Below are 12970 nucleotides of genomic sequence, written 5' to 3' on the forward strand. Positions count from 1 at the left end.
CAACCAGCATTTGTGCACGGCAGGTTTTGTGTACTGTGCCTCAACTATCTCGCTCACCATGTTGATATTGCCAGGCTCCAACGCCCTGTCTGCTTTTCGTACCTCCGGTCTTCTCTCTCGTTTGCAAGCTGTCGATGCCAATATCGTTGGCGTCAGCGGCCGCTATGTTCATTTCGTCGATACGGCATCTGAACTGAGCAAAGAAGACGCTGACCGCCTGAATGCTCTGTTGGTGTATGGCGATGCATTTGCTGCCAGCAGCGACGGTGATGTGTTTGTCGTGATCCCGCGTTTTGGCACGATCTCGCCATGGGCAAGCAAGGCTACAGACATCGTCCATAATTGCGGCATGACGCATATCCACCGTCTGGAACGCGGCATTATCTATTATGTGCAAGTCAAGACTGGTTTGCTGGGTGGCGCTAAAAAACTCGCTGATAGCAGCCGTGAGCAAGTCGCAGCGCTTTTGCATGACCGCATGACAGAAATGGTGCTGGCCGATGCAAAGCAAGCCCAGGCACTATTCTCTGAACTGGTCGCTAAAGAGCTGGAACATGTCGATGTACTGCAAGGTGGCAAGGCTGCACTGCTGCAGGCAAACACCGAACTGGGCCTGGCTCTGTCAGATGACGAGATCGATTATGTGGTTGATGCCTTCACCACGGCAAAACGCAATCCGACTGACGTTGAATTGATGATGTTTGCCCAGGCGAACAGCGAACATTGCCGTCACAAAATTTTCAATGCAGACTGGACTATCGATGGTCAGAAACAGGATAAATCCCTGTTCCAGATGATCAAAAATACCCACGAATTGCAACCCAAGGGAACCATCGTTGCCTATAGCGATAATTCTTCCATCATGGAAGGTGCGGTAGTCAATCGCTTCTTCCCATCTGGTAAAGATCAGGTCTATCAAGTCACAGAAGAACTGACGCACACCCTGATGAAGGTGGAAACGCATAATCACCCAACCGCCATTTCCCCATTCCCGGGTGCTTCTACTGGCGCTGGTGGCGAAATCCGCGATGAAGGTGCGACAGGCCGTGGTGCCCGTCCAAAAGCGGGCCTGACCGGCTTTACCGTCTCCAATCTGATGCTGCCAGGCGCACGCCAGGCCTGGGAAAACGCAAGTGACAGCCTGACTGCAAAAGCCGATGTGAATGTCTACGGCAAGCCAGACCGCATCGCTTCACCGCTGCAAATCATGATAGAAGGTCCTTTGGGTGGTGCGGCTTTCAATAATGAATTCGGTCGTCCGGTTCTGGGCGGCTACTTCCGTACCTTTGAACAAAATGTTGGCGGTACGGTCTATGGCTATCATAAGCCCATCATGATTGCCGGTGGTATCGGCAATATCTCTGACAGGCATACCAAAAAGAATGATCTGCCGGTTGGCACTCTGTTGATACAACTGGGTGGCCCGGGCATGCGCATAGGCATGGGTGGCAGTGCGGCTTCTTCGATGGCAACCGGTACCAATACAGCAGATCTGGATTTTGATTCTGTACAGCGTGGCAACCCTGAAATGGAACGCCGTGCGCAAGAAGTCATCAATTCATGCTGGCAGTTGGGTGACGACAATCCTGTCCTGTCCATCCATGACGTCGGTGCGGGTGGTTTGTCGAATGCTTTCCCTGAAATTACCAATGATGCCAAGCGCGGGGCGCTGTTTGATTTGCGTAAAGTACCGCTGGAAGAAAGCGGCATGGCACCGAAAGAAATCTGGAGTAACGAATCCCAGGAGCGTTATGTCCTGGGCATAGCACCAGAAAGTCTGGAGCTGTTCCGCCATTTCTGCGAACGTGAGCGTTGCCCGTTTGCCGTGGTGGGTACCGCGACTGAAGAACGTCAATTGCGCGTCATTGACCCGCTGAATGACACTTCACCAGTCGATATGCCCATGAATGTCTTGCTTGGCAAACCGCCAAAAATGCACAGGGATGTTGTCCATGTCAGCAATGACTTCCCTAAAATTGATTTGACGGGCATCGATCTGCAAGTTGCCGCTGAGCGCGTATTGAGCCTGCCTACGGTTGCTGACAAATCATTCCTGATCACCATTGGTGACCGCACGGTTGGCGCTACATCAGTGCGTGACCAGATGGTTGGTCCATGGCAGGTGCCGGTAGCTGATTGCGCCGTGACCACCATGAGCCTGGAAGGCTACCTGGGTGAAGCCATGTCCATGGGCGAGCGTACACCTCTGGCCGTGATTGATGCAGCAGCATCTGGCCGTATGGCGGTTGGTGAAGCCATCACCAATATCGCTGCTGCACCGATCAAAGATATTTCGGATATCAAACTGTCAGCTAACTGGATGGCGGCCTGTGGCCAGCCTGGCCAGGATGCGGCTTTGTTTGATACGGTAAAGGCAGTCGGCATGGAATTGTGCCCTGCGCTGGGTATCAGTATCCCGGTGGGTAAGGATTCCCTGTCCATGCGAACTACCTGGAAGGATGAAGGGCAAAGCAAGGCCGTGACCTCACCGGTATCACTGATTATTTCTGCCTTCTCGCCCGTGTATGACGTACGCAAGTCACTGACGCCGCAAATTCGCCTGGATCAAGGCGATACCAGTCTGATCCTGATCGACCTCGGGCGTGGCAAAAATCGCCTGGGCGCATCCTGTTTTGCCCAAGTCATGCAGCAACTCGGCAATGATGCGCCGGACGTCGATAGTGCAGAAGATCTGAAAGCCTTCTTTGCCGCTATCCAGCAGTTGAATAGAGAAGACAAATTGCTGGCTTACCATGACCGCTCTGATGGTGGCCTGTACGCCAGCCTGTGTGAAATGGCCTTTGCCGGCCGTGCTGGCATGTCTGTCAATCTCGATATCCTGACCATGGACAGTGAGCATGCGGCAGACCACGGTGACGCCAAGAACTGGGCAAGCCAGGTGTCTGAACGTCGCAACGACATGACCTTACGCGCCTTGTTCAATGAAGAACTGGGTGCCGTGATACAAGTTCGTACTGAGCAGCGTTCAGAAGTCATGGATGTCTTGCGTAGCTTTAATCTGGGTGCTTGCAGCCATATCATAGGCAAGCCAAACAATAGTGGCATCATCGAATTTACCCGCGATGCCAAGCAAATTTATAATCAGCCGAGAACTGCATTACATCAGTTATGGAGCAAAACCAGCTGGCAAATCGCCCGCCTGCGCGATAACCCTGCTGGTGCCGATGCTGAATACGTACGCATCGTTGATGCCAATGATCCCGGCATGCAACCCAAGCTGAGTTTTGACCCGCAGCAAGACGTGGCAGCGCCATTCATTGCGACTGGCGTGCGTCCCAAGGTCGCCATCTTGCGTGAGCAAGGCGTGAATTCGCATATAGAAACTGCTTATGTCATGCACAAATCCGGTTTTGAGGCGGTCGATGTGCATATGAGTGACCTGATCGCTGGTCGCGCAAAACTGGCTGACTTCAAGGGCTTGATCGCCGTTGGTGGTTTCTCTTATGGTGACGTGCTGGGGGCAGGCGAGGGTTGGGCTAAAACGATTTTGTTCAACGCCATGATGTCTGATCAGTTCTCGCAGTTCTTCCATCGTGACGATACCTTTGGTCTGGGTATTTGTAATGGTTGCCAGATGATGAGTAATTTGAAATCCATTATCCCTGGAGCGCAGGCATGGCCTAAATTCACGAAGAACAAGTCCGAGCAATTTGAAGGCCGTTTTGCCATGGTGGAAGTGGCAGAGTCTGCTTCTATTTTCTTCCAGGGTATGGCCGGTACGCAAACGCCTATCGCCATCGCTCATGGTGAAGGTTTTGCTGACTTCTCAACCACAGGTGATATTGCTAAAGCCCAAGTGGCCATGCGCTTTATCAATAATGCTGGCCTGGTGACAGAAGCTTACCCATACAATCCAAATGGTTCACCACAAGGCATTACATCTGTCACCAATGAAGACGGACGCTTTACTGTCTTGATGCCACATGCAGAGCGTGTATTCCGCTCAGTATTGCATTCATGGCATCCAGATGGCTGGGGTGAAGATTCTCCCTGGATGCGCATGTTCCGCAATGCGCGCGTTTTTGTAGGCTGATCTCTGCAGCAGACAATATGCAAATGATTAGCAGTTGATATAAGGGGCGAAATCATGAAAATGGTTTCGCCCGTTTTATTTGGTCTATGCTTTATGAAGATGATTTACATTTGAGTATGGAATAAAGCGGCTGGAAGGCACAGCTTTCCTTATAATGAATCGCCAGGGAAACTTTCTCTAGATAAATGCGATACTTATTATTCTTTGCTTTGTTGCTTAAATTGCATGATTGCCGTGCAGCTGATACCGTGCGTGCGTGTGGCGGTGACAGTAATTGGCCGCCCATGTCTTATGTGAAGGCAGCCGGATCGCCAGTAGAAGGTTTGTCAGCCGAGGTTTTGCGAAACATCTTTATTGATCCCAAAATAGAGCTCAGGCCATGGGCACGTTGTCTGGCTGAAGTGCAGGCACGTGCAGGTTTTGATGTTGTCATGTCGGTATTCAGGAACCCCGAACGTGAAAAAATTTATCTGTTTTCCCGTAGTTATCACAGCCTGACACCTTCCTATTTATATTCAGCAAAGCGCTTCCCACAACCACCGTTGCAAGTCCTCAGTGATCTGGAAAAGTACAAGGTTTGTTCTTTGCACGGTTCATCAACTTTTTATACGCGTTTGCCAGCTTCTGCCATAGAGAGTGGTGCAACCAGTTATACCAGCCTCATGCGCAAGATTGAACGGGGGCATTGTGATATTGTGGTGGATATGCAAGAAGTGTTATGGGGCTTTGCCCGTCTGAGTCTTTTGCCTCTGGAGATGAGTACATACAAGATACAGAGCTTGCCGCAGACTGAAAAATACCCTCTGCATTTTGGTGTCAGCAAGGAACATCTTCAAGCTGCACAAATCATAGATCAGCTCGACAAAGGCTTGGCGGAACTGCAGCGCAATGGCAAATTGAACAGCATTATCAATAAATACCAGTAAATATGTATAACTAAGTGCTGGAAAAACAAAAGAGGCGCGATGCGCCTCTTTTGTTTTAAAACATCGTCACCTTATGGGGCGACTTTGGCCTTTTTGATCAGGGTCTGCTGATAAGCTTGCAGGCGCTGCTGAGAAATACCATTTACAAAATCACGTTTCACTTCTTCAAGTGTAGGGAATTTTGCAGTACGCGTATCATCCAGCTTGACGATGTGGAACTTGTCTTTACCTTGAGCATCAGTCATTTTTACAGGTGTTTCTGTAAATTGACCTTTTTGCAGCTTGGTCAATGCCTGAGCGAATGCTGGCGGCCAGTTGCTTGGTACGGACCAATCCAGATCACCACCTTTGGATGCATTGCCAGGATCTTTGGAGACTTGTTTTGCCAGTTCTTCAAATTTGGCGCCACCTTTTAATTTGGAGATTGTTGCTTTTGCTTCATCTTCTGTATCAAGAACGATGTTGAACAGGTGATATTCTTTGTCGCCTGCCTGCGCTTTTTGCTTGTCGTATTCTGCCTGGACTTCAGCATCAGTGACAGGATTCTTTTTCAGGTAATCAAACATCATTGCGCGAACCAGAATGGTTTGACGTGCTTGTTCGATAGCTTGTTTTACATCGGCATTTTTTGCCAGTCCTGACTTTTCGGCCTCTTGTATCAAGACTTCATTGACGATCAGGTCTTGCTTGATCTGTGCGCGCAGCTGCGGAGTATCCTGCTGCTGGCCTTGCGTTACCGCTTGTTTTACTAATGCTTCAAGTTGGCTGGCTGGAATAGCCTTGCCATTAACTGTAGCCAGGTTCTGAGCCATTGCAGGCAGGGCAGTTGCAAGAAGTACTACCAGCAAATGAGCAGGTTTAAAAGTCATTGTCTGTTCCTAAATAACAAAATAAATAAAACGGATTATAAATAAACTGCTTAGGTCGGTATCTCTGACGGACTTAATGCCACGATATTGAGGGCATGAATTTCCGTTTGCATCATAACGCCAACGGCATCATACACTAGTCGATGGCGAGAAATGCGGTTTAATCCTTCAAATTGCTGACAAACTATTCTTACACTGTAATGACCTGCGCCACCAGCCGCGCCAGCATGACCCCGATGAGCCTCGGAGTCATCTGTTAACTGACAGTCAACTGGCTGCAAGGTTTCATTCAGACGGGCTAATATTTTCTCCGTGCGCGTCATTGTGCAGGTTCTTCCATGTATTTAGCCAGAAACAGACTTTGGATAATGATAAATGCTGGCATGATGGCAACAACGGCCAGGAGTTTGAAATTAGCCCAAGTATCCGTGGAGAAATTAAACGCCACATACAGGTTAACGAAACCCATGAGCAAGAAATACGCCATCCATGCATAGCTAAGTCGTGTCCAGATATGCTCTGGCAACTTGATTTGCTCACCCATCGCCAATTGAATCAAGTTACTTTTAAATACAAACTGGGCCAAAGCAAATGCACCGCAATAGCACCAATAAAGTACAGTTGGCTTCCACTTGATGAAGGCTTCGTTTTGGAAATACAAGGTAGCGCCACCAAACACCATGATAATGATGAATGAAATCCATAGCATGGCATCCACTTTCTTGCGACGTATCAGCAGATAACCTATCTGAAATACCGACGCGACCAAGGTAATCGCTGTAGCCAACAAAATAGGGGCCAGTTCAGCAGTGGTTGCACCGCCAGACACTATGCCGGAAAAATAATCGGAGACGATGGATTGTGCAGCAGTTGCGTTTTTCTCACCCCATTTAAGGGTGAGAAAAAACAAAACTACCGGGAACATATCAAAAAGAAATTTCATTTACAAACAATCAGGTTTTACAGGATCAAACTACAGGATCAAACTTCAAGGACGCTGAATTGATGCAATAGCGCAACCTTGTCGGTGGTGGTCCGTCAGGAAATACGTGGCCCAGATGGGCGTCGCAGATATTACACAAAATCTCAGTGCGCGTCATGCCATGAGATGTATCAACTTTTTCACGTACATTGGCTGGATTTAATGCCCTGAAGTAGCTTGGCCAGCCGCAACCGGAATCAAATTTGGCATCGGAGGCAAACAAAGGCGTGTTGCAGCAGACGCAGGTATAGATGCCAGCCTCATGGTGATCCCAGAATTTGCCTGTAAAAGCGCGTTCAGTGGCTGCATGCCTTGTGACTTCATACTCCATGGAGCTCAGCTGTGCTTTCCATTCGGCATCTGACTTGAAGATTTTACTCATGATTTCCTCTTCACTTCTTTCTTGTATCAGGATGAACAACTGACTTCCAGATGCTTTGCCCAGTCTGGCGGCAAGCTTGCGTAGTCGTCGTGTTCCTCTTGTTCGTCATAGGGGTTTTCCAGGATGCTCAATAATTTCCTGACTTCTGAAAAATCCTTCTTTTGCGCTTTTTCTATCGCCTGCTGCGCAAGATAATTTCTTAAAATATATTTGGGATTGACTGAAAGCATACTGGTTTGACGTGTCTGTTCATCACTTTGTTCCATTGCCAGACGCGCCCGGTAGTTCAGTAGCCAAGTGTCCAGACTATCCCTGTCCAGAAACAAATCACGCAGCAGCTCATCATTGGTCGATTTCTGGTTCGAAAGCTTACTCAAATGACGGAAACTCAGGGTGAAGTCAGCATGATTACTTTGTAACAAAGTGAAAAACCCAGCAAACAAGTCAAGATCAGCCTTGTGATCTGTCTTCAGGCCAAATTTTTGATGCATGAGTTCTGACCACTTTTGCCGATAAACGGCAGGATAATGACTCAATGCCGCATTGGTGTCATCGACACTGCCTATGAGTGGTGATAAAGCTTGTGCCAAAGCCTGGCAATTCCAGTTGCCTATGGCTGGCTGCATGCGGTATGAATAACGACCTTGCTGGTCAGTATGATTGCAGATATGTTTTTCATCATAAGCTTCCATGAAGCCGAACGGGCCATAGTCCAGCGTCTGGCCTATGATGGACATATTGTCGGTATTCATGACGCCATGCATAAAGCCCGCAGCCTGCCAATGCGCCATGAGTTCTGCCGTGCGCGTGGTGACGGTGGCCAGTAACGACTGGTAAGGATTGTTCTCTGTCAGCAGTTCAGGGTAAGAATGCTGGATGACATAATCAGCCAATTGTCGCAGATCATCCATCCTGTCGTTGTAATACCAATGCTCAAACGAGCCAAAGCGTACAAAGCTGGGTGCTACGCGGGCGACGACGGCGCTGGTTTCTGGGGTTTCGCGAAAAACCATCTGGTCTGAGCCTATGACACACAGCGCACGCGAAGTGGGTATGTTCAACGCCGCCATCGCTTCAGAGCATAAAAATTCACGTATGGAAGAGCGTAATACCGCACGCCCATCACCCATGCGCGAATATGGCGTCATGCCTGCACCTTTGAGCTGGATTTCCAGATGCTGACCGGCATGCGATATACCACCAAGCAGCAAAGCGCGGCCATCACCCAATTGACCGGCCCAGACACCAAACTGATGGCCCGAATATACCGCTGCCAGCGGCTTGCTGCCAGGAAGAACCTGGTTGCCTGAAAAGTAATTCAAAAATTCTGGGGAATTAAGACTTGCCTGATTCAGGTTCAATTGCGTGGCAACTTCATCGCTGACCGCGACCAGATAAGGTTTACCTATGGGGCTGGCTGAAAGCTGGGTATAAAAATGCGGGGGAAGTTCTGCAAACTTATTCTCCAGCATCAAATCTTGCGGGGAGAGTGGGGGAATGTTCATGAGGTGCCGCGCGGCTATAAAAAGAATAAACGCATTTTGACAGATTTGGTCAAAATGCGTTTATCAGTTGTTTACTCGTGATGCGGGATCAGGCAGTAATACGTTCCCTGGTCTTGCAGCCATCAATCAGGAAGGACAAGCTGATCACCAGTACCAGTTCACCTTCAGCAGAGCGGGCAGTTCCCGTAATGCCAGGTGTGCTGATACAGGTCAGCGGTTTAATGACCAGATCTGCAGTGCCATCAACCGCATCGACAGACAAGATGTAAGGGCTAGGGGCCGCAATGACGATACCAACTCTTTCAGACGCTGGTGTATAGCCCAATATCTTGCCCAGAGACTTCACTGGCAAAGGCCGGCCAAGATCGCGCAATACAGGTTGGCCGCCAACGCTTTCAAAGGTTTCTGGCAATTCAACTACGCGCTGTACGGTTGCCATTGGCAATGCCAGTGACGCACCATCTGTACGGACAAGCATGGTGGGTACGATAGACAGCTCAATTGGCAAACGGATCAGGAAAGTAGTACCTGTTCCCAATTGAGAGGCTATCCGTATCGCGCCGCGATGGCGTTCTACAGCGGTTTTTACCACGTCCATGCCTACGCCGCGGCCAGAGACACTGGAAGCGACTTCTTTGGTCGAGAAGCCAGGCAAAAATACCAGTTGGAAAGCTTCGTCATCGGTACGGGCATCATGTACATTGATCAAGCCCTTGGAGACAGCTTTGTCGCGTAGTCTTTGCGCATCCATACCTTTGCCGTCATCCGTCACTTCTATCATGACGCTGCTGGCTTCTTGCCATGCTTTCAATGAAATCGTGGCGCGCGGTGATTTATTGGCATTGATGCGTTCCTCAGCAGTTTCTATACCGTGATCAAGGGCGTTGCGCAACATGTGGACCAATGGGTCATACAAGCTATCCACGACCACGCGATCGACTTCTGTCTCGGCACCGGCAATGTTCAAATCAACTTCTTTACCGAGGTCACGTGCCAGTTCCCTGATCAGCCTCGGGAATTTCTGGAACAAACGTCCCACAGGCTGCATGCGGGTTGCCAGCGTGGCACGTTGCAGCTCGGTTGAGTAACGGGATGCGCGTGTCAGGGTTTCTGTCAGGGCAGACATCAGCGGTGCCGCTTGCCCGTCAAACTTGAATTGCGACAGTTTTTCAAGTAATACGGCTGCCTGGTTGGCTGCCTGTACAGATTCACCTGCAACTTCAAGCAAGACGTTCAACTTGACCGCGTCTATACGTATACTTTCTTCTTTTGCAGGAGCGTTTTGTTTGACCTCTGCACCTGACAGCGAGGATTTGACAGCTTCAGTTTCCTCTCTCTGCGCCGGTTCTGCTGCATGCACTTCCGCTTCTTCAGATTCGGCTGCTTCTGCTGCTTCAGCTTCTGGTAAAGTACCTGGCGGTGTCACGGCACGGAAATAGGCCTCCCAGTCAAGTTCGCCGTCATTCTCTTTTTCTGCAGGTGGGGCAGCCTTTTCTACGGGCTTGGGCGTTTCTGCTGGTTTGGCTTTCGCCGCTGCCGGTTTTTTACTGACGCCTTTCATTTCTATGGCGTCAGTCAGCATTTTTTCGAGCGACTTGGGCATGGTCGAGAGCTTGTCCGGCTCCGTGCCATTATTGAGCGCAGTTAACTGATCTGCGACAAAGCCGCTCGCCTCAAGCGCTGCTTCTATCGCCTCTGGCGTGACAGGAACTTGTCCCGTGCGCAGGGCGTCGAAGAGGTTTTCGGTTAAATGGCAGGCCGATACCATGGCGCTCAAGTTCATGAAACCAGCGCCACCCTTGATGGTATGGAAGGATCGGAATACGGCATTCAGCGTATTCATGTCGCCGGGATTGCGCTCGAGCGAAAGCAGATGTTCTTCTACATTGGTCGCCAGATCGAGCGCTTCGACGACAAATTCTTTGAGCATGTCATCCATTAGAAACCCAGACTATCAAGTAGGTTATCTACATCGTCCTGTTCCAGTGCTGCGTTCGGGACGGAAGGGCCTTCCATCAATTCTACTGCCTTCTCTTTCAAGTCAGATGGTGCATTATCTAGCAGGATTTGCGCCAGCTCGTGTTCCACCCGTTTGTTGATGGCCACGACTTTCTTGATCAACTGACCAGTCAGATCCTGGAAGTCTTGCGCCATCATGATGTCGAGCAGGCGCGCTTTTTCTGCATCGGTCGCCGTCAACACATTATTGGCGAAAGTCTTGGAATCTGTCGCCAGGGTTTTGAATTCATCAACGCTGAGTTTTCCATCAAACAAATCTGTCCAGCGCGCATCCATGGACTTGGCTTTTTTTGCCAGTTCATCTTGCTCAGGCATGCCCAGATCTGTCGCGTTCAATACCTTGTTGGCCGCCTGTTCAGTCAGCGTGGCGACGTACTCCAGTCGCCCCTGGGCATCGGCAATCTGTACTGCGACATCGGATAGCGAACGGTCATAACCGAGCTCGCGCATGGAGTCATGCAGCATTCTGACAAGACCACCTAAACGGTCAAACATAGGCTTTGCAGCATCCGCATCATCGCTGTGAAAATTGAACTTGGCGGGTGCCGGCTCAAGCTGGTCAGCCTCGCTGCCAGAAGGCGGGGAAGAGGGGGACTCTACATTGGTTTCCAGGCGCTGATTGGCCATTTCTTCAAACAATGCGTCCAGATCATCTGCTGAATCGGTCATAGTCCTTGGTTCTCCATAATCGCATTGATCATTGTGTAAAGCTTCACAAATGTCACGGGGTGTCAGCGGGAGTATGCAGACATGTTCTGAGTATTACTGCCTTTCAGATACCACGTTTCTGCATGGACTCCGTTTTTTTCCTGATTTATTTTGCTTGAATCAGGGGGTAATTTTTATCCATGAACAAGACTGCTTTTTGCTCACGTTCATAGTAGCAGGACATTACCGAAGAATAACCCAGAGTAATAAAATTTGTCATTCTTTTGTTACTCCCGATGCAGTTTTGTCACATTCTTTTACGTAAGTTCGCAAAAATTGTTCTGGTGTCTCTATTCTGAACATGCCAGCCTGCTTCATTTTTCTGGCGAGCTTGAGCAAAGCTTTGTCTTTGGTGATCAAAACTTCAGCATGGGCGTCGCGTGCAATCTCCAGAAACTTCTGGTCATCCTTGTCACTGCAGACAGGGAGTCTGTAGCCCGTATCGGTGGGAGCGAGGCATTCAATATGGGCGTCAAACAGGGCCGTTACTGCTTCTGCGCTTTCGTGTCTTGCTGCAAGATGAGGGTAGCCGAGTACCGCCAGCCATTCATCACGGCAATCTGTACGGGTCAGGGCCTTTAGCTGACCACTGCCGAGATCTTCGAGCAGGACTGACCATCTGGGATCTTTGAATACAAATAAATCCAGACACACATTGGTGTCAAGAATTACGCGCTTAGGTATGATGTCGGTCATTTATGCCTATTAAATTCAATTTATGCTCATTGTATTATCTCCAGCCAAAAGTCTGGATTTTGAAACACCTGTAAAAACCAGGACGAAGACTACGCCCCATTTTTTTGCTGAAGCAGAAGAGTTGGTGGAAATAGCCAGGACATATAGTGCTGATCAATTGGGCAGGCTGATGGATATCTCTCCAGCGCTTGCTGAATTGAATGTGCAACGCTTTGCTGACTGGGTACCGCTGCCGGATGCACCACATAGTAAACAGGCAGTATTTGCATTTAATGGTGATGTATATGAGGGGCTCGATGTTGCCAGCCTGACGTCTTCACAACTGAAATATCTACAAAACCATCTGCGTATCCTCTCTGGTTTATACGGCTTACTGCGTCCGCTTGATGCCTTGCAGGCGTACAGACTGGAGATGGGAACTGCACTTGTCAATCAGCATGGTAAAAATTTGTACAGTTTCTGGGGAGATAAAATTAGTTTACTGTTGAGTGATGCAATTCAGCAACACAAATCACAAATACTGGTGAATTTGGCATCTGATGAATACTTCAAGGCGGTAAGGCCAGCAGTTTTGGGTGCAAAAATCATTTCCCCCGTTTTTCAGGACTGGAAAAATGGCCAATACAAAATCATTTCTTTTTATGCCAAACGCGCCAGAGGCTTGATGGCCAGATACTGTGCCCAACACGGTATTCGTAAGGTAAATGACTTGAAAGCTTTTGCTGAAGAGGCTTATGCCTATTGCGAAGAGGAATCTACCAGCACTGAATGGGTATTCCGGCGAAAAATAGAAGATTGATGTAATTAGTCAGGGCACATGCTTGTGCCC

11 protein-coding genes are annotated in these 12970 nt (G+C 49.2%); 3 read left to right on the plus strand and 8 right to left on the minus strand.

Annotated elements, in window-relative coordinates:
- Positions 1-58: 58 nt before the first annotated feature.
- Complete coding sequence (purL, locus tag ACO0LN_RS01645) at positions 59-4054, plus strand: phosphoribosylformylglycinamidine synthase (RefSeq protein WP_422970652.1); 3996 nt, start codon at positions 59-61, stop codon at positions 4052-4054.
- A 185-nt stretch (positions 4055-4239) separates the two neighbouring features.
- Positions 4240-4980: a substrate-binding periplasmic protein gene (locus tag ACO0LN_RS01650; RefSeq protein WP_422970653.1), complete on the plus strand. Its 741-nt coding sequence runs from the start codon at positions 4240-4242 to the stop codon at positions 4978-4980.
- A gap of 71 nt (positions 4981-5051) precedes the next feature.
- Here the strand turns inward: ACO0LN_RS01650 and ACO0LN_RS01655 are convergent, their stop codons facing one another.
- The 8 genes from ACO0LN_RS01655 to ACO0LN_RS01690 form a co-directional block, all read right to left on the minus strand.
- Positions 5052-5849 carry a peptidyl-prolyl cis-trans isomerase gene (locus ACO0LN_RS01655; protein WP_422970654.1) on the minus strand — a complete coding sequence of 266 codons (798 nt, stop codon included), beginning with the start codon at positions 5847-5849 and terminating at the stop codon, positions 5052-5054.
- A gap of 50 nt (positions 5850-5899) precedes the next feature.
- Positions 5900-6172 (minus strand): BolA family protein, encoded by a 273-nt coding sequence (locus tag ACO0LN_RS01660; protein ID WP_422951085.1) that lies wholly within the window; start codon positions 6170-6172, stop codon positions 5900-5902.
- Entirely contained in the window at positions 6169-6792 is a 624-nt protein-coding gene (locus ACO0LN_RS01665; RefSeq protein ID WP_422970655.1) for a septation protein A, read from the minus strand. Before ACO0LN_RS01665 ends, ACO0LN_RS01660 begins: the two co-directional genes overlap by 4 nt.
- A 25-nt stretch (positions 6793-6817) precedes the next feature.
- Positions 6818-7213, minus strand: coding sequence for a peptide-methionine (R)-S-oxide reductase MsrB (gene msrB, locus ACO0LN_RS01670; protein ID WP_422970656.1), 396 nt, complete (start codon positions 7211-7213; stop codon positions 6818-6820).
- A 26-nt stretch (positions 7214-7239) separates the two neighbouring features.
- Positions 7240-8718: a protein adenylyltransferase SelO gene (locus tag ACO0LN_RS01675; RefSeq protein WP_422970657.1), complete on the minus strand. Its 1479-nt coding sequence runs from the start codon at positions 8716-8718 to the stop codon at positions 7240-7242.
- A gap of 88 nt (positions 8719-8806) precedes the next feature.
- Complete coding sequence (locus tag ACO0LN_RS01680; RefSeq protein ID WP_422970658.1) at positions 8807-10657, minus strand: chemotaxis protein CheA; 1851 nt, start codon at positions 10655-10657, stop codon at positions 8807-8809.
- Positions 10657-11406 carry a protein phosphatase CheZ gene (locus tag ACO0LN_RS01685; protein ID WP_422970659.1) on the minus strand — a complete coding sequence of 250 codons (750 nt, stop codon included), beginning with the start codon at positions 11404-11406 and terminating at the stop codon, positions 10657-10659. Before ACO0LN_RS01685 ends, ACO0LN_RS01680 begins: the two co-directional genes overlap by 1 nt.
- A 255-nt stretch (positions 11407-11661) precedes the next feature.
- On the minus strand, positions 11662-12141 hold the full coding sequence (locus ACO0LN_RS01690; RefSeq protein ID WP_422970660.1) for a putative toxin-antitoxin system toxin component, PIN family: 480 nt from the start codon (positions 12139-12141) through the stop codon (positions 11662-11664).
- A 22-nt stretch (positions 12142-12163) separates the two neighbouring features.
- On the opposite strand from ACO0LN_RS01690, the gene yaaA reads away from it, so the two are divergent.
- Entirely contained in the window at positions 12164-12940 is a 777-nt protein-coding gene (gene yaaA, locus ACO0LN_RS01695) for a peroxide stress protein YaaA (RefSeq protein WP_422970661.1), read from the plus strand.
- The last annotated feature ends 30 nt before the right edge of the window (positions 12941-12970 follow it).

Origin of the sequence: Undibacterium sp. TC9W (genome assembly GCF_049339865.1) — a bacterium.
In the GTDB taxonomy this organism is placed as follows: domain Bacteria; phylum Pseudomonadota; class Gammaproteobacteria; order Burkholderiales; family Burkholderiaceae_D; genus Undibacterium.